The sequence below is a fragment of the Salinicola sp. MIT1003 genome (assembly GCF_001858555.1).
Taxonomy (GTDB): Bacteria; Pseudomonadota; Gammaproteobacteria; order Pseudomonadales; family Halomonadaceae; genus Salinicola; species Salinicola salarius.
Genome location: NZ_MCAP01000015.1, coordinates 1 through 20,293, shown reverse-complemented (window position 1 = coordinate 20,293; position 20,293 = coordinate 1). Strand labels below are relative to the sequence as shown.

The 20,293-nt window shown below is 63.7% G+C and carries 19 protein-coding genes and 1 tRNA gene; 17 read left to right on the top strand and 3 right to left on the bottom strand.

Translation table 11 applies throughout. The features are described from left to right. Positions 1-3: 3 nt before the first annotated feature. From fdxH to BC443_RS08480, 12 genes are all read left to right on the top strand, one after another. Entirely contained in the window at positions 4-942 is a 939-nt protein-coding gene (gene fdxH / locus BC443_RS08525; RefSeq protein WP_071231416.1) for a formate dehydrogenase subunit beta, read from the top strand. Next, positions 939-1,586: a formate dehydrogenase subunit gamma gene (locus BC443_RS08520; RefSeq protein WP_071231415.1), complete on the top strand. Its 648-nt coding sequence runs from the start codon at positions 939-941 to the stop codon at positions 1,584-1,586. The genes fdxH and BC443_RS08520 overlap by 4 nt, the downstream gene beginning before the upstream one ends. After that, positions 1,570-2,532 carry a formate dehydrogenase accessory protein FdhE gene (gene fdhE, locus BC443_RS08515; protein WP_247643243.1) on the top strand — a complete coding sequence of 321 codons (963 nt, stop codon included), beginning with the start codon at positions 1,570-1,572 and terminating at the stop codon, positions 2,530-2,532. The genes BC443_RS08520 and fdhE overlap by 17 nt, the downstream gene beginning before the upstream one ends. Positions 2,533-2,688: 156 nt before the next feature. Further along, on the top strand, positions 2,689-4,149 hold the full coding sequence (gene selA, locus BC443_RS08510) for an L-seryl-tRNA(Sec) selenium transferase (protein WP_071231414.1): 1,461 nt from the start codon (positions 2,689-2,691) through the stop codon (positions 4,147-4,149). Next, positions 4,146-6,137 carry a selenocysteine-specific translation elongation factor gene (gene selB / locus BC443_RS08505; RefSeq protein WP_071231413.1) on the top strand — a complete coding sequence of 664 codons (1,992 nt, stop codon included), beginning with the start codon at positions 4,146-4,148 and terminating at the stop codon, positions 6,135-6,137. The genes selA and selB overlap by 4 nt, the downstream gene beginning before the upstream one ends. 29 nt (positions 6,138-6,166) lie before the next feature. Next, positions 6,167-6,262 (top strand) — tRNA-Sec (locus BC443_RS18810). Between the two features lie 534 nt (positions 6,263-6,796). Beyond that, positions 6,797-6,940 carry a hypothetical protein gene (locus BC443_RS18805; RefSeq protein ID WP_157957115.1) on the top strand — a complete coding sequence of 48 codons (144 nt, stop codon included), beginning with the start codon at positions 6,797-6,799 and terminating at the stop codon, positions 6,938-6,940. Between the two features lie 163 nt (positions 6,941-7,103). Then, complete coding sequence (locus BC443_RS08500; protein ID WP_083387291.1) at positions 7,104-8,162, top strand: cation diffusion facilitator family transporter; 1,059 nt, start codon at positions 7,104-7,106, stop codon at positions 8,160-8,162. 192 nt (positions 8,163-8,354) lie between these two features. Next, positions 8,355-9,203, top strand: a complete 849-nt coding sequence (gene metF / locus BC443_RS08495; RefSeq protein ID WP_071231454.1) for a methylenetetrahydrofolate reductase [NAD(P)H] — start codon at positions 8,355-8,357, stop codon at positions 9,201-9,203. 87 nt (positions 9,204-9,290) lie between these two features. After that, entirely contained in the window at positions 9,291-9,824 is a 534-nt protein-coding gene (gene sodC / locus BC443_RS08490) for a superoxide dismutase family protein (RefSeq protein WP_071231412.1), read from the top strand. 165 nt (positions 9,825-9,989) lie between these two features. Further along, complete coding sequence (locus tag BC443_RS08485; RefSeq protein WP_071231411.1) at positions 9,990-10,661, top strand: metal-dependent hydrolase; 672 nt, start codon at positions 9,990-9,992, stop codon at positions 10,659-10,661. A 220-nt stretch (positions 10,662-10,881) separates the two neighbouring features. Then, positions 10,882-11,544 (top strand): haloacid dehalogenase type II, encoded by a 663-nt coding sequence (locus tag BC443_RS08480; RefSeq protein WP_071231410.1) that lies wholly within the window; start codon positions 10,882-10,884, stop codon positions 11,542-11,544. Positions 11,545-11,577: 33 nt separating this feature from the next. Here BC443_RS08480 and BC443_RS08475 read toward each other — a convergent pair whose 3' ends face one another. Continuing rightward, positions 11,578-11,835, bottom strand: a complete 258-nt coding sequence (locus BC443_RS08475; RefSeq protein WP_071231409.1) for a YheV family putative zinc ribbon protein — start codon at positions 11,833-11,835, stop codon at positions 11,578-11,580. A gap of 67 nt (positions 11,836-11,902) precedes the next feature. Further along, entirely contained in the window at positions 11,903-13,954 is a 2,052-nt protein-coding gene (prlC, locus tag BC443_RS08470; protein ID WP_071231453.1) for an oligopeptidase A, read from the bottom strand. Between the two features lie 280 nt (positions 13,955-14,234). On the opposite strand from prlC, the gene BC443_RS08465 reads away from it, so the two are divergent. Both BC443_RS08465 and BC443_RS08460 read left to right on the top strand, forming a co-directional pair. Then, positions 14,235-15,575, top strand: coding sequence for a sodium-dependent transporter (locus BC443_RS08465; RefSeq protein ID WP_071231408.1), 1,341 nt, complete (start codon positions 14,235-14,237; stop codon positions 15,573-15,575). 52 nt (positions 15,576-15,627) lie between these two features. Beyond that, on the top strand, positions 15,628-16,161 hold the full coding sequence (locus BC443_RS08460; protein ID WP_071231407.1) for a gamma carbonic anhydrase family protein: 534 nt from the start codon (positions 15,628-15,630) through the stop codon (positions 16,159-16,161). Here the strand turns inward: BC443_RS08460 and BC443_RS08455 are convergent, their stop codons facing one another. Beyond that, positions 16,162-16,950 (bottom strand): GntR family transcriptional regulator, encoded by a 789-nt coding sequence (locus tag BC443_RS08455; RefSeq protein ID WP_071231406.1) that lies wholly within the window; start codon positions 16,948-16,950, stop codon positions 16,162-16,164. It abuts the gene before it with no gap. Positions 16,951-17,218: 268 nt separating this feature from the next. Here BC443_RS08455 and BC443_RS08450 point away from each other — a divergent pair, with 268 nt between their 5' ends. The 3 genes from BC443_RS08450 to BC443_RS08440 are packed head-to-tail and all read left to right on the top strand — an operon-like array spanning position 17,219 to position 20,126. After that, positions 17,219-17,974, top strand: a complete 756-nt coding sequence (locus BC443_RS08450; protein WP_071231405.1) for a (Fe-S)-binding protein — start codon at positions 17,219-17,221, stop codon at positions 17,972-17,974. Then, positions 17,971-19,458, top strand: a complete 1,488-nt coding sequence (locus tag BC443_RS08445) for a LutB/LldF family L-lactate oxidation iron-sulfur protein (RefSeq protein ID WP_083387290.1) — start codon at positions 17,971-17,973, stop codon at positions 19,456-19,458. The genes BC443_RS08450 and BC443_RS08445 overlap by 4 nt, the downstream gene beginning before the upstream one ends. Further along, on the top strand, positions 19,455-20,126 hold the full coding sequence (locus BC443_RS08440) for a lactate utilization protein (RefSeq protein ID WP_071231404.1): 672 nt from the start codon (positions 19,455-19,457) through the stop codon (positions 20,124-20,126). The genes BC443_RS08445 and BC443_RS08440 overlap by 4 nt, the downstream gene beginning before the upstream one ends. Positions 20,127-20,293 lie beyond the last annotated feature (167 nt).

The following is a 20,293-nucleotide window of genomic DNA, read 5'->3' as shown; positions in this document are numbered from 1 at the left end:
TATATGGACAATTCCCAGAACATCATCGCCCGCTCCGCCACCACGACGACGCCCCCGCAGGTCCGGGGGCATGTCGACGAGGTCGCCAAGCTGATCGATGTCTCCAAGTGCATCGGTTGCAAGGCGTGCCAAGTAGCATGCATGGAGTGGAACGACCTGCGCGACGATGTCGGCGAGTGCCACGGCACCTACGACAATCCAACCGACCTGACCTCGGAATCCTGGACCGTGATGCGGTTCAGCGAGTACGAGACGCAGGAGGGCAACCTCGAATGGCTGATCCGCAAGGATGGCTGCATGCATTGCGCCGAACCGGGCTGCCTGACGGCTTGCCCGGCCCCCGGGGCGATCGTGCAGTACGCCAACGGGATCGTCGACTTCGACTCCAACCACTGTATCGGCTGCGGGTACTGCATCACCGGGTGCCCGTTCGATATTCCGCGAATCTCGCCCAAGGATCAGAAGTCCTACAAGTGCACCCTCTGTTCGGATCGGGTCAACGCAGGGATGGAGCCGGCGTGCGTCAAGACCTGCCCGACCAACTGCATCGAGTTCGGCACCAAGGAGGACATGCTGGCGCGGGCGGAGAAGCGGGTGGGCGATCTCAAGGAGCTCGGCTTCCGCGATGCGGGTATCTACGATCCGGCCGGGGTCGGCGGCACGCACGTCATGTACGTGCTGCATCACGCCAATGATCCCAATCGCTACAGCGGGTTGCCCAAGGATCCGCGCATCTCGCCGCTGGTCGGGGCGTGGAAGGGCGCGACCAAGCCGATCATGTCGGCGATCATCGGTATCACCGCGTTCGCGGGCGTGATCCATTACATGACCAAGGGGCCGAAGGAAGAGCCGGAAGAGCACGCGGGGCACGGGCAGGACGACGCGCCGCCGCCTCACTCGCTCGGCTACGATGCCACCCGTCCGCGGGGAGAAGACCGATGAAGATGCCACGCGATCGTCTGATTCGTTATTCGCCGCTGGATCGCGCCAACCACTGGACCATGGCAATGGTCTTCGTGCTGTTGGCGCTCTCCGGACTGGCGTTCTTCCATCCGGCCTTCTTCTTCCTCAGCCATACGCTGGGCGGGCCGGTCTGGGCGCGGATCCTGCATCCGTTTCTCGGGGTGGTGCTGGTGCTGCTGTTCTACGCCATGGCGGCCCGGCACGTGCGGCGCAACCTGCTCGGCGAGAACGACGTCCAGTGGGTGCGCCAGATCGGCGACGTGCTCGACAACCGCGACGAGAAGCTGCCGCCCATCGGTAAGTACAATCCGGGCCAGAAACTGGTCTATTGGGCGCTGGTAGTGTCGATCGCGGTACTGCTGATCAGCGGCGTGATCATGTGGCGGCCCTGGTTCGCCGGCTATTTCCCGATCCCGCTGATCCGCTTCGCCAGCCTGCTCCACGCCGTGTCGGCATTCGTGGCCATCGTCACCATCGTGGTTCACGTCTACGCGGCCATCTGGGTCAAGGGCTCGATTCGGTCCATGACCCGAGGCTGGGTGACCCGCGCCTGGGCGCGCCATCACCACGGCCTGTGGGCCCGCGAACAAGAGGAGGCGCAGCACCGTGAGCAGCAACCCTGATAACGAAAGCGAGCCGGCTGTCGCCGGCGAGCACACCTTTGGCCAGGCGCCCCCGTCACCGGGGGCACCACCGATGGTCGGGCTGCCGGCGCGCAAGCTGTTTGCCGAGCGCGCCCGGCGCCTGCGTCAGCTGGCCGAGCGTGTCCCGGCGATGGCGGCCTACCTGCAGTTCATGGCAATGGTGGTCGAGGCGCAGCACCGGGTCGTTCAGCAGTCGCGTCCGGCGTTGACGAGCGGGGCGGAGCTGGCGATGCGTCATGGCATTCCCCCCTTGTCAATCGACGGCCTGTGGCGGGACATGTCGTGGCACGACGATCTCGAGGCGTTGCTGGAGGAGCTCGACGCGCAGGTGGTGGAACCGCAGCGAGGCTGGTTCGAGGCGTTGCGCCGGCTTCCGCAGACGGAGCGTGCCGAGCTGGCCCACGCCATGCTCGAGGGCCGGCCGCTGCCGCTGGAGCAGCGCGCCATGGCACCGCTGATGGGCGCTGCGCTGCAAGTCGCCTGGACGCGTCAGGCGCGGATGCTGCCCGCCACGCCGCCCAGGCCGGCGGGCGCGACCAGCGGCCTGTGCCCGTGCTGCGGGGCTCCCGCTGTCGGCAGTCTGATCCAGATCGGCATGGCGCGTTCCCGGGTGCGCTACATGCAGTGTGGCCTGTGTGCCAGCGAGTGGTACGCCGAGCGCGCCAAGTGCGCACAGTGCGGTGACAGCAAGACACTGGACTACAGCGGGCTCGAGGACGAGCAGGGCGAGCGGGTGTTGCCGATTCAGGCCGAGACCTGCGATCACTGCCACAGCTATCTGAAGCGGGTCAATCGCGAGTGGGAAGCGGACGCCGACCCACTGGCCGATGACCTGGCCAGCCTGGCACTGGACATGATGATTGCCGACCGGGATCTGGCAAGGCGCGCTTTCAACCCCCTGCTGGTGCTGGGCGAGCCGGCCTAAGCTTCGAGCTTCGAGCTTCGAGCTTCGAGCTTCGAGGAAGGGATTGCGAACTTCGTGAGTTGGCGAGGATCGTTTTCGCGGCACGCGGCACGCGACTTGTATTGGTGCCAGCTCGACGATTAAATCGAGATTCCAATCAGCGACCTCGAGCCATTCATGCCCGACACGATCGCCTCATCGACGGATCTCCGACGCCAGTTGCCGGGAGTGACGACACTGCTCGAGCATCCCGAACTCCAGCCGTGGCGGCAGCGCCACGGTGATCGGCTGGTGATACGCGCCATCCGCGAAACGCTGGCGCTCTTTCGCCAGCGTCTGAGCGATGGCGCGGCGACCTTCGAAGACGTCACCGGCTCTGCCGATGGTTGGTCCGGTGACTCGGGACTGGTCGACGCGATCTCGGATCGACTTCAACGCCTGGTGCTGCCCAACATGCGGCCGGTCTTCAACCTGACCGGCACCGTCATACACACCAACCTGGGGCGTTCGCCGCTTTCCGAGGCGGCCATCGAGGCGGTGGTCCAGGCTGCCCGCCATCCGGTCGCGCTCGAATACGATCTGGAACAGGGACGGCGTGGTGATCGCGACCGTCTGGTGGAGTCGCTGCTGATCGAATTGACAGGTGCCGAGGCGGCAACGGTCGTCAACAATAATGCCGCTGCCGTGCTTCTGGCGCTCACCGCCCTTGGGGCCGGCCGCGAGGCGGTGATCTCGCGTGGCGAAATGATCGAGATCGGCGGCGCGTTTCGGATACCGGACGTGATGTCCGCCGCCGGCTGCCGGCTGGTCGAGGTCGGCGCCACCAATCGCACCCATGGACGGGATTTTCGCCAGGCGCTCGGCGACGACAGCGGGCTGATCGTCAAGGCGCATACGTCCAACTACGCGATCACCGGTTTTACCAGCAGCGTGCCGGAACACGAGCTCGCCACCATCGCTAACGATCACGGCATTCCGTTCATGGTCGACCTGGGCAGCGGCGCGCTGACCGATTTTCGCGCGCTGGGCCTGCCTCACGAGTCCCGCCCGGCGGAGGCGATCGCGGCAGGGGCGGACCTGGTAACCTTCAGCGGCGACAAGCTGCTCGGCGGCCCGCAGGCGGGCATCGTCGTCGGCAAGCGCGAGCTGATTGCCAGGCTCAAGCAGCATCCGCTCAAGCGGGCGCTGCGCTGCGACAAGCTCACGCTGGCGGCCCTGGAAGCCACGCTCCGCTGCTACCGGGACAGCGATTCTCCGGCACGCGCCTTGCCGGCGCTGGCGATGCTCTCCCGGGAGCTTGATGCGATCGACGATCAGGGGATGAGATTGCAGCCAACGCTCCAGGCGGCGGTCGGCGGACTCGCCGGGGTGAGCTGCGAGGATTGTCGCAGTCAGCTCGGCAGCGGATCGTTGCCGGTCGACCGTCTCGATAGCCGCGCCCTGGTGCTGCGTTGCCGGAGCGGTCGCGAGCTATCTCGGCTCGAGCGCGCGCTGCGCGCCCTGCCACGTCCGGTGATCGGGCGTGTACACGATGGCGCGCTGTGGCTGGATCTGCGCTGCCTGGCGACCGAAGCGGACGAACGGCAATTCGTCGAGCAGCTCGGCGATATTCGGCAGCGATGGAGTGAGCTGGCATGATCATCGGCACGGCGGGACACGTCGACCATGGCAAGACGGCGCTGATTCACGGTCTGACCGGCATCGCTACCGACCGCCTGAAGGAAGAGCGCGCGCGAGGGCTGACCATCGAGGCCGGCTACGCCTATCCCGAATCGCCACCGGCGTTCGCCGGCACCACGCTGGGCTTCATCGACGTGCCCGGTCACGAGCGCTTCATCGCCAACATGCTCTCCGGCGCCGTCGGCATCCAGGCGATGCTGCTGGTGGTCGCCGCCGATGACGGCATCATGCCGCAGACCGTCGAACATGCCCGCATTCTGGAGCTGCTGGGAGTGACGCGGGCCTGGGTGGCGCTGACCAAGATCGATCGTGTCGAGCCGGCGCGCGTGGCCCAGGTGACGCAGGAGCTGCGGCACTGGCTGGCCGGCACCGTCTTCGCCGATGCGCCGGTATTTCCGCTTTCCAACACGTCGGGAGAGGGCGTCGAGGCGCTCGGGCAGGCGCTGTGGACGGCAGCGGCCGATGTGTCGAGAGACAATGTGTCGAGAGACGATGCGGCCTTGAGCGAACCTTCGGTGACGCTGGCCGGTGCGGGCCGTTTCCGGCTCGCCATCGACCGCGTCTTCGTCAAGCGTGGCGCCGGCGTGGTGGTGACCGGCACGGTGCGCAGCGGGCGGATAGCGAGTGGCGACAGAGTACGGCTGCTGCCGTCGGGCCTGACTGCACGCGTGCGAGGACTGCGTTGCCAGAATCGCGACACGGCATCCGCGGGTCGTGGAGAACGCTGTGCCATCAACCTCAGCGGCGCCGATATCGAGACCGGACGTCTCGCGCGGGGAGACTGGGTGGTCGCCGAGGCTTCCCGGGTCACCGATCGCCACCGGCTCGACGTGGTGCTGCGCGCGCTGCCCGAGTCGCCGCCGATCAAGCACTGGGCCCCGGTTCATCTGCATCACGGTAGTGCCCACGTCACCGGACGGATCTCGCTGCTGGAAGGGGAAACCCTGGCGTCTGGGGCGTCGATGCTTGCTCAACTCGTGCTCGAGTCCCCACTCCAGGCGGCGCACGGTGACCGGATCGTGGTGCGCGATCACGGCGCCAGCCAGACGCTGGGAGGTGCCAGTGTGCTCGATGTCGCGCCGCCTCGAAGGGGCGCGCGAAAGCCGGAGCGTCTCGCCTGGCTGCGCCAGTTGCGCGAATACCTGCCGGATGCCGGCGGCCTTCAGGACAGCAGTGCTTTCTGGCAACGTCCGATGACCGACGGGATCGGTGTCGATCTGTCTGCGCTTTCGGACAATCTCGACCGGGAAACGAGCGAACTCGAGCGTAGTGCAACGCTTGCCGGCTGGTGGGTCGTTGCCGGTCAGGGAAGCAGTCACGCGTTCCCCGAGATGACGCAGCAGACGCTCTATCGCAAGGCGCTGGACCGGCTGGCGCAGTTGCACGAGCTGGAGCCGGCGATGCGCGGCGTCGATATCGATCGCCTGCGCCGGATGGTGGCGCCCCAACTGCCGGCCAATCTGTTCCGGCCGCTACTGGAACGCTGGAAAACGGGTGGCGAGATCGTGCAGCATGGTCCGTTCCTGGCCCTGGCCTCCCACGAGGCTTCGCTGTCGCCGGAAGAGGCCCGGCGCTGGCAGCAGGTTCGCCCGCTGCTGGAGGCCTCCCCTTACGATCCGCCGCGTGTGCGGGATATCGCCCAGCAGTTCGGCTGGGAGGAAGGCGAGGTTCGGCGTCTGCTGAGAAGCTGTGCGCTGCTCGGAAGCGTCTATCAGCTGCGCCAAGATCATTTCTTCCTGACGCCCCATGTCGCCGAGCTGGCTGGCGTGATTCGCGAGCTGGATAGCGAGGCGTCGCCGGGGGCGAAGGCGGCGGATTTTCGCGACCGGGTCGGCTGCGGGCGGAAACTGGCGGTGGCGATTCTCGAGTTTTTCGATCGAATCGGCTTCACGCGGCGAATCGGGGATAGTCACAAAGTGATCCGGGAGGATATGCTATTCGAATGACGGGTTTGGCCTTCGATGGCCGAACGCCTGGAAGAGAATCGTTCCCCGGTGGGGCGCCAGGACTTCAACTCCTGTAGGGGCTGCCAGCAGTCCCTGGTGGGTTCGACTCCCTCTCTCTTCCGCCACCCTTTACCTGTCCGGATGCGTCGGTTGTTGCCGGCGACCGCCGTTGGTGTCTCGCCCTGCGTCAAGCGCCTGGGCGATGATGCTTGCCGGCTGCAAAAAATTACGCGCTTTTATCGAAGCGCTGATCATCTATAAGCGCATGATTAAGAACACTTAAGTTTTGCTATTAACAAAACTGATAGAGAGATTACGAAAAATACGTTGGAGAGCCAGCGATGACGGTTCATCCTGAGGGTGCCCACTTAGCCAAATGGCTCTCACCGCAAAGGAACGTGGGAGTGGGCTCTTCTTTCCAATCGCCGCATTTTCTCTCTGCCTTCTTCGTGCTTTTTCTGTCCCGTTCTGGCGTGTGCGACACGTCGACGTCGGCGATCCGTTCGTTATCTTCACGCTATTCCTATTCGCTCCATCCCTGCCCGCTTCCGTGCCGTGAGGCCAGTCTTCCCTGAGGGGCCTGTCGACAAGGCGCTTTCTCTTCGAGGCGCAATCCTTACAATGAGACGCATCAAAGCATCGCTATCGATGGAGAGACAATGCAAGGTTCCCTGATAGGTATCGTGGTGGGGCTGGTCGTCTGGATGTCGACGGCCGAGTGGAGTTGGGGAATCGGTGCCGGCATTGCCGTCGGGATCGCCTGGGATCTATGGCGACAGCGTCCGGGGCGCGGTGACGACTGATACCGTGGTCGAACTTCGGACTTTCGTCACCGGATGGTGACGATCCCGCGTTGCTGTCGATGGCGGTGCCTAGAGCTATCGTCAAGGCAAGGCAGGCGTTGTAATACAATAGCGTCGGGGTCGTGCGCTAAGATTCGAGGACATTCCCGTCAGGACAGGTCTCATGGCCTCGCACGATCATTCTCGTCACGATTCACACGATCACGCTGGCAAGGGCCATGCTCACAGCGAGACTCATGGCCATTCACAGGATCACGACCATTCCCATGGCCACTCTCGTGATGGTCACTCCCATGATCATTCCCATGACCACTCGCACGATCATGCGCCAACCGTAACGGCGGACAGCGCCAAGCGGGTGAGGCTGGCGATGATCCTGACCGCCGGGTTCATGCTGGCCGAGGTGGTTGGCGGCTGGATCTCCGGCTCCCTGGCCCTGCTGGCCGATGCCGGGCACATGTTCAGCGACAGTTTCTCGCTCGGTCTCGCGCTGTTCGCGTTCTACATGGGCGACAAGGCCCCGGACAAGCTGCGCACCTTCGGCTATCAGCGCTTTCAGGTGCTTGCCGCCTTCGTCAACGGCCTGACGCTGCTGGCGATCGCGGTATGGATCTTCATCGCCGCGATTAGGCGATTTACCCAGCCGGTCGAGGTGCTGGCGGGGCCGATGATGGTGGTGGCGATCCTGGGGCTGCTGATCAACCTGGTGGTCTTCAAGATCCTGCACGGCGGGGATCAGGAGAATCTCAACCTGCGCGGCGCCGTGCTGCACGTCATTGGTGACCTGCTGGGCTCCGTGGCGGCGATCGTCGCCTCCGTCGTCATCCTGCTGACCGGCTGGACGCCGATCGATCCGCTGCTGTCGATGTTGGCTGCGGGACTGATCCTGCGCGCCGCCTGGAAGATTCTGCGGCGCTCGTCGCACACCTTGCTCGAGGGCACGCCGGAAGGAATCGATATCGGCCAGATCCGCCAGGCGCTGCTTGGCGTCGACGGGGTCAAGAGCCTGCACGACATTCATGTCTGGGGGCTGACGCCGCAGGATCCGCTGCTCAGCGTGCATCTGGTGATCGAGACGCCGGAGCTGCACGATGACGTGATCGAGCGCGCCTACGACATGCTGCAGAGCCGCTTCGGCATCCAGCATGCCACGCTGCAGGTCGAAACCCGAGACTGCCTGACCGGCGGGGAGTGCAACCACGGCATGGTCGTGCATCCATGAATCGGCCGCCGTCTCGATGATCGGGATTCATGACGACGGCGGGAAAGTTTCATTGGCCGTGATCGCCTCGGGCAGGCAAAATCGCCGACATCCGTCGTCAATCCATCATCGGTGGTCGTTTTCAGGTCACGGTCCGAGAACGACACCTTCGGCTGGCGTGTCGTCACGCTGGCTTGCATCGAAGAGAGTCATATCATGAGCACGCAGCCGCCGCTGGGCATCAGTTTCGAATTCTTTCCTCCCAATACCGAAGCAGGAAGGGAAAAGCTCGGCGGGGTACGCGATGCACTGGCCGCGCGGAATCCGCGCTTCTTCTCCGTGACCTACGGTGCCGGCGGTTCCACTCAGGCCCGGACCTTCGATACCGTCAAGACGGTGCGTCGCAGCGGTGTCAGCACGGCACCGCATCTGTCGTGCATCGGTAGCGAGAAAGGCGCGCTTCGCGAGCTGCTCCAGACCTATCGCGAGGATGGCGTGGACAGTCTGGTGGCGCTGCGCGGCGATCTGCCGTCGGGCATGGGCGGTGCCGGCGAGCTGCGCTATGCCAACGAACTGGTCGAATTCATCCGGGCCGAGACCGGCGATCATTTCGAGATCGCGGTAGCGGCCTATCCGGAAGCGCATCCGCAGGCACCGAGCTTCGAACGGGACCTGGAAAACTTCGCCCGCAAGGCGAAGGCAGGTGCCGACCTGGCGATCACCCAGTACTTCTTCACCGCCGACGCCTACTTCCACTTCGTGGATCGGGTAAGGGCGATGGGCGTCGAGATCCCGATCGTGCCGGGGATCATGCCGATTACCAACTACACCAAGCTGGCCCGCTTCTCCGATGCCTGCGGCGCCGATATCCCACGCTGGATCCGCAAGCAGCTCGAAGCCTACGGCGATGATAGCGAGAGCATTCAGGCGTTCGGCACGGAGGTGATCTCGAATCTCTGCCAGCGCCTGCTGGATGGCGGTGCGCCGGGCCTGCATTTCTACACACTGAATCAGTCGGCGCCGACGCTACGGGTACTCGACAACCTCGCGTTCAAGCATTGACCCGAACTCGACTATTGACCAGGTGATTCGCGTCATCGTCGTGTGTTGTCTAATTTGAAGTCTGTCACCCACGGACAGGAAGACGACATGCGACAGAAGACACTATTGGCGCTCGGCGCAAGTCTGGCAATGACGCTGAGCACTGCGGCCCAGGCCGAGACCCGCGTAGAGATGCATTCGGTCTCCAGCGACGGCGTCGGCGATAGCGTCGGCACCGTGATGGCCGAGGACACCGAACACGGCTTGCTGCTGACGCCGGATCTTTCCGGTCTGAATCCGGGGATTCACGGGTTCCACCTCCACCAGAACGCCAACTGCGAGACCAGCAAAAGCGATGGTGAAGTGACGCCCGCTGGCGCCGCTGGCGGGCACTTCGACCCCGAGGGGACCGGCACTCACCGAGGGCCATACAGCGACGAGGGCCATCTTGGCGATCTCCCCGCGCTGATGATCGATGAGGATGGCAATGCCACTACGCTGCTGTTGGCCCCCCGCCTGGAGGAGTCCGACTTGAGCGGTCATGCTTTCATGATCCATGAAGGCGGCGACAACTATTCCGACGAGCCCAAGCTCGGCGGTGGCGGTAGTCGGGTTGCCTGCGGAGTTATCAAGAGCAGTTGATCCGTGCCTGTCAGAAACCCACCGACGACGGCTCTGCCACTGGCAGGGCCGTTCTGCGTTGCGGGACGGTGCGCGTTATCCGTTCATTCTGCGTAAGCTATTGTTTTCAGGACAGCCGTCGCGCCATAATCTGTTCATTTATCCAGGTATGGGGCGCCCGGGCCGATGGCCAATTTTCGAACGCATTTGGGCGTGGCAAGCGTCGGAGGAGCCGTCGTCGCTCAGGCCGGTTGGCAGGCGGGGCAGTGGACCGGTTGGCAGGCGCTGGCCGTAGCCTTGCTCGTGGCGTTCGGCGGCATCCTGCCGGATATCGATGCCGACCAGTCCCAGGCCATTCGCCTGATCTTCAATATCCTGGCCGTCGTCGCGGTGGTGCTGGCGGTGCTGGTGCTGCAGCACAGGGTCACGCCGGCCTATCTGTTCGTTGCCTGCGGCGGTGTCTATGTCGGTGTCCGCTATCTGGCCGGCGCCCTGTTTGCCCGCTTCACAGTGCATCGCGGGCTCTGGCATTCACTGCTGGCGGCGGGCGTCAGCGGGCTGTCGACTGCAGCGATCAGCTTTTCGCTGCTGGGTCAGCCGGAGCGGCTGGCCTGGATCCACGGGCTGGCGATGACGCTGGGCTTCGTCATTCATCTGACGCTGGACGAGCTGTACAGCGTCGATCTCACCGGCGCGCGACTCAAACGCTCTTTCGGCACGGCGCTCAAGCTGTTCAGTTGGCAGGCGCCGGGCAGCGCGCTGATGCTGGCGCTGGTATCGGCACACCTGCTGAGCTGGCTGCCTTCCTTCGCGGCACTGCGCCAGCTGATCGCGCAAGGCATGGCGCTCTGGCACTGACGCGGAACCGTCGCGCCGCATTCGATGGCGAGGGAAGCGTAATTCGCCTTCCCGGAGTGGGGCGAGAAGATCGGCAGGCGCTCGGTCCGGTTTCTTTCTACACTCATCGTCTCTCTAGACTCTTCTTCTCCGACAATTATCCTCTCTACGTACTTGAGCGGTAGACGCTCATCTCGTCCGCTCGACGTGCCATCCCGCCATTCACGACAAGGAGGTCGCTATGCATCTGGTATTCGACGTCAATGAAACGCTGCTCGACACGCGCGCGCTCGATCCGCTGTTCCAGCGCTGGTTCGACAGCGAAGCCGCACGTCCGGAGTGGTTCCTGACCCTTCAGGAGCGTTGGATGACGACCAACCTGATCGGGCGATTCGAACCCTTCTCCAACCTCGCCAGGAGTGCGCTGCGCCAGCTCGGTGCCAAGCAAGGCGTCGCGATAACTGCCGACGACGAGCAGGCGCTGGTCGACGGTATCCTCTCGATGCCTGCCCATGGCGACGTCACGGCGGCGCTGACGACGCTTCGTGATCAGGGCCATACGCTGACGGCACTGACCAATAGCGCGCTGAAGGCGGCGCATCAGCAACTGGAACATGCCGGGCTGGAGGGTTACTTCGGCGCCATTCTCAGCGTGGAGAGCGTCGAGCGCTACAAGCCTGCGCCGGAGCCCTATCGCCACGCGGCGGCACACTGGGGCGTGAATACGCACGAGATGGCAATGATCGCCGCCCATGGCTGGGACTTGATCGGAGCCCATGCGGCCGGCATGCGAACCGGCTTCGTCGCGCGGCCGGGCAAGGCGATGGATCCGGCACTCGATGAGGTGCCGGATTGGCATGACGACGATCTGGCACGTCTGGTCGAGCGGATCATCGCTGCCTGACGAGGCCGACCGTCAACCTCGTCGTTCTCGATATCAATACGGCTTGCGGGGATCGAGAATGCGCACCGGCGTGATCTCTTCGTTTGCCGGTCGCTGGCGCTCCCGAGGCTGATTCACCCGAGTGGGGACTTCCGGGATGGTGTCGTCCTCGATGGGCAGCTGTTCGAAGAAGTCACAGCTCACGCAGTCCCGATAGCGAATGCCGTGCTGTTCCCACGAGCGGATGCGATCCATGGCCGAACAGCGCGGACAGATCGCACCGGCGATGAAGCGTTTCGGCGTCTGGGTCATGCGTTACCTCGCAATCGTTGAGCGGACGCCCGCAGGCGTCCACTCGGCTCATTGATGAAACCGGCGATCATGCCGCGTTCCGGGGTTCGATACCGGCATGGCGCAGCAGCGGATCGATGCTCGGCTCGCGGCCGCGGAAGGCTTCGAACAGTTCCGCGGCTTCCCGCGAACCGCCCTGTTCCAGAATCGTCTCGCGGAAACGGCGGCCGGTTTCGGGATCGAAGATGCCGGCTTCCTCGAAGGCGCTGTAGGCATCCGCGGAGAGCACTTCGGCCCATTTGTAGCTGTAGTAACCGGCGGCGTACCCCCCGGCGAAGATGTGCGCGAAGCCGTTCTGGAAACGGTTGAAGTCGACGGTGGGTACGACCGAGGCCTTGGCGCGTACGTCGTCGAGCAACGCTTGAACGTCCGCCGCAGTCGGCTTCTGGCACTCGTGGTGCAAGCGGAAATCGAACAGCGAGAACTCCAGCTGACGCATCATCTGCATCGCCGACTGGAAATTGCGCGCGGCCTGCAGCTTGTTCAGCAGGTCGTCCGGCAGCTTTTCGCCGGTATCGACGTGACCGGCAATCAGGTCGAGGCCCTCTCGCTCCCAGCAGAAGTTTTCCATGAACTGGCTCGGCAGCTCGACGGCGTCCCAGGCAACCCCGCTGATGCCGGAAACGTCGGCGACCGACTGTTGCGTCAGCATATGATGCAGGCCGTGGCCGAATTCGTGGAACAGCGTCAGCACTTCGTCATGCGTCAGCAGCGCCGGCTTGCCGGCGACCGGAGGCGTGAAGTTGCAGGTCAGGTAGGCGACCGGCAACTGAAGCTCGCCATTCTCGCGCTGCAGGCGAGTCCGGCAGACATCCATCCAGGCGCCGCCACGCTTGCCTTCCCGAGCGTAGAGATCCAGGTAGAAACCGGCGATGGGGCGATCGCCGTCGAGCACGTCGAAATACTGTACGTCGGGGTGGTAACGCGGCGCTTCCGGGTTTTCCGCCATGCGGATGCCGTAGAGCTTTCCAGTGACGCGGAACAGCCCTTCGACGGCACGCGGGGCGGGGAAGTAGGGGCGCAGCTGCTCCTGGGAAATGTCGTAGCGCGACTGCCGGAGCTTTTCGCTGGCAAAGCCGGTATCCCAAGGGTTCAGCGAATCGAGGCCGAGGGTCTCTTTGGCGAAGGCTTCGAGTTCATTGAACTCGCGCTGGGCCTGTGGATGCGCACGCTCGGCGAGGTCGTCGAGGAACCCCAGCACCTGCTCGGGCGTTTCGGCCATCTTGGTGGCCAGAGAGTAGTCGGCGTAGGTATCGAAACCAAGCAGCTTCGCCAGTTCCTGGCGCAGCGCCAGCGTTTCCTCGATGACCGGGGCGTTGTCGTTCTCGCCGGCCTTGGGCCCCTGGTCGGAAGCGCGGGTGACGTAGGCGGTATAGACTTCGCGACGCAGTTCGCGATCTTCGGCGAAGGTCATGACCGGCAGGAAGCTGGGCACGTCGAGGGTAATCCGGTAGCCGGTCTTGCCCTTGGCTTCGGCATTCGCCTTGAGCGTTTCGAGCGCGCTTTCCGGCAAGCCGCTCAGACGCTCGGCATCGTCCAGGTCCAGATGCCAGGATTGCGTTGCGTCTAGCAACTGGTTGGAGAAGGTGTTGCCCAGTTCCGACAGGCGGGCCTGGATCTCGCCGTAGCGCTTTTTCTTCTCGGCCGGCAGATCGACGCCTGCCAGGCGGAAGTTGCGCAGCGTATTGTCGATCGCCTTGCGCTGGGCGGTATCGAGCGTGGCGTACTCGTCGCTCTCCCGCAGGCGTTCGAAAGCCTTGAACAGCGCGGTGTTCTGGCCGACCCAGGTGCTGTACTCGGACAACATGGCGAGGCACTGCTGGTAGGCTTCGCGCAGGGCATCGTTGTTCATCGTCGAGTTGAGATGCGAAACCGGCGACCAGGCCTGGGAGAGGCGGTCGTCGAGCGCTTCCAGCGGCGCGGCGAGTGTCTGCCAGCTCACGTCCTGCTGCTGGGCGAGCGCCTCGGTGGCCTGACGGTTGTCGGCAATGATTTTCTCGATGGCCGGGACGACGTGTTCGGGGCGAATCGCTTCGAACGGCGGCAGGGTATGATGCTCGAGCAGCGGGTTATTCGACATGGTCACCTCGGGCGATGGAATCAGTGTCATTCTATATGGGGGGAGCTGGCGCCGCTTTCAATCCGAAGGCCCGCCCCGGTTCCGATCCAGACCGGCCCCGGGATCCCGACACCCATGCTCGTTCCAGATTCCGGCCCGGCATGCGCGGAGCGAAAGCGTCGGCATGCTCGAGATTGGCGCTCCGCCGGGTGCCTGATAGGCTCTTCGCGTTTTCGTTATCGTCGCATGGCATCATGGCCTGCCGACATCGGCCGCAACCGTCAGACATAGGTCTCGAATGATGAGTGAAACTCTGGAGCGCTGGCAGTCCCGCCGCGCCTTTATTCTGGCGGTCACCGGTGCTGCCGTCGGCCTGGGCAACATCTGGCGCTTCCCTTACATGACCGGCGAGAACGGGGGCTCGGCCTTCCTGCTCCTTTACGTCATCTTCGTGGTGCTGCTGGGGCTGCCGATGATGATGGCGGAGATCATGATCGGGCGCGCCGGCCGCCGCAGCCCGATGCAGGCACTGGCGTTCCTGGCGGAGGAGGCCGATATCAGTCGCCACTGGAAATGGCTGGGGCTGTTCGGCGCGATCACCGTCTTCTTCATCCTGTCGTTCTACTCGGTGGTTTCCGGCTGGTCGATCGAGTATCTGGTGAGCGCGGTGAACGGCAGTTTCGTGAATCGGTCGCCTCAGGAGATCGGTGCGAGCTTCGATGCGTTTCTGGCCGACCCGCTGCGCATGACCTTCAACCATACCTTGTTCATGCTGCTGACGATGTCGGTGGTGGCGGCCGGCATCGTCAACGGCATCGAGAAGCTCAACAACGTAATGATGCCGCTGCTCTACGGCATCCTGATCGTGCTGGGAGGCTACGCCGTGACGACCTCCGGCTTCGGCGCCGCCATGCACTGGCTGTTCACCCCCGATGTGTCCGCGATTACCTGGGGCGTGGTGCTCAACGCCATGGGGCACGCCTTTTTCACCCTGGCCGTGGGGGCCTGCGCGTTGATGGCGTATGGCGCCTACATGCCCGATGAGCAGAGCCTGCCGAGGGCGGTCTTCGGCGTGGCGGTGCTCGATATTACGGTGGCGCTGCTTTCCGGCATCGCGATCTTTTCCATCGTTTTCACCCATGGTCTCGATCCCGCCGAGGGGCCGGGGCTGATGTTCGTCACGCTGCCGATCGCCTTCAGCGAACTGCCCGGCGGGCAGGTCTGGCTGGGTGCCTTCTTTCTGTTGCTGCTCGTCGCGACCTGGACCTCCTCGATCAATCTGGCCGAGCCGATGGTGTCGATGCTCGTCGGGGCCGGATGGCGGCGTAGCCGGGCTGCTATCCTGATCGGGGTGCTGGTGTGGTTGACGGGGCTGTTGTCGGTGTTGTCATTCTCTACGCTGGCGGATGTGCACTGGATCGGGGAGATGAACTTCTTCGCACTGGTGTCGACCATACCGCCGGATATCTTCCTGCCGGTCGGCGGCCTGCTGATTGCCATCTTCGCGGCGTGGAAAATGTCCCGGGAGGCTGCCGTGGCAGCGCTGGGCGTCGGCCCCGGCGCTTTTCGTCTGTGGTTGGGGCTGGTGCGCTACGTGTCGATTCCGCTGACCGCTGTCGTGCTGGTGACGAGCCTGATGTAGACAATGCTTCCGATAGTCCGACGTATTCTGGATAGCGACAGGAGTGAAAACCATGGCAATTCGAACGTTTCAGGGTGTCACGCCCAGCCTTGGCGAGCGGGTGTTCATCGATGACACCTGCGTCGTGCTGGGTGACGTCGCGCTGGGCGATGACTGCTCGGTATGGCCGATGGCGGTCATTCGCGGCGATGTGCACCGCATTCGTATCGGCGCACGAACCAGCGTGCAGGACGGCTGCGTACTGCACTGCACCCACGCCAGCGACTACAACCCGGGCGGTCAGCCCCTGGTGATCGGGGACGAGGTCACGATCGGCCACCAGGCCACGCTGCATGGCTGCAAAATCGGTAACCGCGTGCTGGTCGGGATGGGCGCCGTCGTGCTGGATGGGGTCGTGGTCGAAGACGAGGTGATCATCGCTGCCGGCGCCATGGTGCCACCCGGCAAGGTCCTGGAGAGCGGCTATGTCTATGCCGGTAACCCCGCCAAGCCGCTACGTGAACTCAAGCCTGCGGAGCGGGAGTTCTTCGCCTACTCTGCCGCCAACTACGTCAAGCTGAAGGATCAGCATCTGACCGGCGAGTGATCAACTATCGCGGCGGTCGTTCAGCAACTGCGATCGCCTTTCGGCGCGCCGGGCTCGAGATTCGGCGCGCTGCAGGTCCATCAGTCCCGCCTTGACGTAGTCGAGATGCTCGTGCGCCAGTGTGCGGGCGTCCTCGGCGCGGCCTTCCAGAATTGCCTCGAGCAGGGCGCGGTGCTGTGCCATCAGTCGTTCGCGGGCGTTGGGGCGCTCGAACAGATGCGCGAGGTTGGCCACGATGCTCTTCTCCAGCAGGTGAAAGAGACCGCGGATGGTGTGCAGCATCAGGACATTGTGCGCCGCCTCGGCAATGGCCAGATGAAAGGCGGCGTCGGCCTTGGCTTCGCGTAGCGGATCGCTCTGCTGGTCAGGGTCCTTGTAGCTTCTATCCAGTGCCTCGAATCGCCGTTGCAGCATCTCCTTGTCTGCTGGTGTCGCCCGCATCGCCGCGTGGTAGGCGGTAATTCCTTCCATGGCGTCGCGGAATTCCAGCACGTCCAGATGAAACTCCTCGTGGCGTGACAGCATCTCCAGCATGGGGTCGCCATAACTGTCGGCGAGACGTTCGCTGACATAGGTACCGCCACCCTGCCGACTGGTCAGAAGGCCGCGAGCGGCCAGCTTCTGGATGGCCTCGCGCAACGAGGGGCGGGAAACGCCAAAGCGCTCGGCCAGCTCTCGTTCGGCCGGCAGGCGATGGCCGGGCTTGAGGCTGCCCTCGAGGATCATTGCCTCGAGGCGTTCGGTAATGACGTCGGCCAAGCGAGGTTGTCTGACGGAGGGGTAGGCCACTGGTCGGACTCCTGGTGGTAGTTTGAAATTGGTTTTACCAATATTCTGGCATCTTTCAAAGATGTCCGGTCAGAGAAATGCGCTTTATAACGGCAGATAAACCAAAGTATAAGGGCGTGGAGCGGGAATTCGCGGGCTTTCGTTTGACCCTCATTTCTGAGCGGTAATAATGGGATGAAATTAAAGTGTCAATTGGTAAAACCAAAGCGGGCTTGCGAAGGCGTTGTCCAGCGCCCACGGCAGAATCCCGACGAACCAGGACCATGACATGACGCCAGTCAAGCTCTATCCCGCCAAGCCCGAGAAGGTTTATCTGTTCGGCACCTGTCTGATCGATCTCTTCTATCCCGAGGCGGGGATGGATGTCGTTCACCTGCTCGAGCGGGAGGGAGTCGAGGTCATCTACCCGGACGATCAGACCTGCTGCGGTCAGCCCGCCTACACGTCCGGCTATCATGACGAAGCGCGTGCCGTCGCTGCCGCGCAACTCGATCTGTTCCCGGAACCGTGGCCGATCATCGTGCCGTCGGGCTCCTGCGGCGGAATGATGCGCACGCACTACGCTCAGCTCTTTGCGGATAGCGAACGCCAAGCGCAGGCAGAAGCGGTAGCGTCGCGAGTCTTCGAACTGACCGAATTCCTGGTCCATGTCTGCCACGTGCGGCTGGTCGACCGGGGAGAACCGCAGCGACTGGCGATGCATACGTCGTGCAGCGCTCGGCGGGAGATGGGGCTGGCGGAGACGGGGCCGCAGCTACTTCAGCAACTGAGTAATGTGACGCTGGTCGAGCAGGCGCGCGCCGCGGAATGCTGTGGGTTCGGCGGCACCTTTGCCGTGCGTCACCCGGAAGTTTCCGCGGCGATGGTGGCCGACAAAGGTGCGGCGCTCGAAGCCGCGGAGGCGGAGCACTTCGTGACGTCCGATTGCGGCTGTCTGATGAATATCGATGGTCATCTCCAGCATGAACGGCGCGCGCTGCGTGGCGAGCATATCGCCAGCTATCTATGGAGGCGCACGGCATGAATACGCCTTCGACGGCCAAATCCCCCAAAGAAACGCTTCAGGGCGGGGCGGCGACGCCGGAGGTCCAGACGTTCGACCCGCGGCATTTCCATGCGCAGGCGCACGATGCGCTCAACAATCCGCAGATCCGAGGCAACTTTCGCAGCGCAATGGATGGGCTGATGCGCAAGCGTCGGGATGTCTTTGCCGAATGGGATCTCGAGACGCTGCGTCAGCTGGGCGCCAACGTGCGAGCCCGAGCGCTGGCCAAGCTGCCGGATCTGCTCGAGCAGCTCGAACGCAACTGTCAGGCCAACGGTATCCAGGTTCACTGGGCAGAAAATGGCGACGAGGCCTGTCGCATCATTCGAAAGCTCTGCGAATCGCGGGGCGCCAGGCGGATGATCAAGGGCAAGTCGATGGTTTCCGAGGAGATGCATCTGAATGCGCATCTCGAAGCGGCGGGCATCGAGGCGCTGGAGTCGGATCTCGGTGAATACCTGGTACAGATGGCCCACGAGACGCCGTCGCACATCATCATGCCGGCGATCCACAAGAATACCGGCGAGATCGCCGATCTCATGCATGACAAGACCGGCATCGCGCGAACGCTGGATGCCGATACGCTGACGGCGGCAGCGAGGGCTCAGCTCAGAGAACGCTTCCTGACCGCGGACGTGGGGCTTTCCGGTGTCAATTTTGCGGTGGCAGAGACCGGCACGCTTTGCCTGGTGGAAAACGAGGGCAATGGGCGGCTGACCACCACGGTGCCGCCGGTGCATATCGCGGTGACGGGGATCGAGAAAGTCGTCGAGCATCTGCAGGATGTCGCGCCTCTCTATGCCTTGCTGACGCGCTCTGCCACCGGGCAGCCGGTGACGACCTACTTCAACATGATCTCCGGGCCGCGCAGGACCGAAGAGCACGACGGCCCGCGAGAGGTCCATCTGGTGCTGGTCGACAATGGCCGGTCACGTATCTATCAGGACGACGAACTGCTCGATACGCTGCGCTGCATCCGCTGCGGTGCCTGCATGAATCATTGTCCGGTCTACACGCGTGTCGGCGGGCACGCCTACGGCACGACGTATCCGGGGCCCATCGGCAAGATTCTGATGCCGCACTTGCTGGGGCTGGATGCGACGCGCGATCTACCCAGTGCGTCCAGTCTGTGTGGCGCCTGCGGCGAAGTCTGTCCGGTCAAGATTCCGATTCCCGATCTGCTGGTGCGGCTGCGCAAGGAGTCCGTTGGCGAGGGGCGAGGCAACGTGCCGGGTGCCGGCGTCAAGCGTAATGCCAAAGAAGTCGCGGCCTGGAAAAGCTGGCAGTGGGTAGCGACGCATCCCGCTTTCTGGAGGTTGGGTACGGGAGTGGCCGGGCGCTTTCGCCGGCTATCTCCCGGCCACCTGCCGCCATGGACGGACTATCGCGTGGCGCCCAAACCCGCGAGCAAGACACTGCATGGCATGATGCGAGAGCGGTGCCGAACGGAGAGCGACTCATGAGTGCAAGGGAAGCGATTCTCGAACGCCTGCGCCAACGCCTGGATGGCGATATTGCGGTTCCGACCAGCGACTTTGCCGTCATGACGGCGCGAGGCTGGAACCGGGAAGAGCGGCTGGCGCGTTTCGAAGCGATGATCACGGCCGTACGAGGCGAGGTGGTGAGGACGTCCCGCGCGGACTGGGCTCGGGCTCTGGTTCAGGTCCTGGCCGACAAAGGAGTCGGAACGCTGGCGTTGGGGCGTCTCCATGACGTGGCTAGCGAGGCTCGAGAAACGCTGGCGGCGCATGATATTGCGCTGGTCGACGCCGATCGGGATATCGAAAGCTGGAGTCGGGAACAGTTCGAGGATGTCGATGCGGGGCTGACATCGACGCTGGGCGGTATCGCCGAAACCGGCAGTCTCTTCCTGTGGCCTACACCGGACGAGCCGCGGCGGTTGAGCCTGGTGCCGCCACTGCATATCGCGGTATTGGATGCCGACCATGTTCACGACACCTTCTTCGATGTGCTGCGCGACCAGCGCTGGGCAGAGCGGATGCCGACCAATGCGCTGCTGATCTCGGGGCCGAGCAAGACGGCCGATATCGAGCAGACGCTGGTCTATGGCGTGCATGGGCCGAGACAGCTCGTTGTCCTGCTGCGTCAGGATCGAGACACTGCCGCCTGACATGATCAGGCATGCGCTTTGAGCCTATCGTGACATGCGATTGTTATGGATTTCACTTTTTTTGATTCAGGGGCTTGTCAAGCGAGTCTTTGGTCCGTAAAGTACGCATCCGCTGACGCCGAGACAGGGTTTCGGAGGCAGCGGAGAAGAAAGCCAAGCGTTTGATT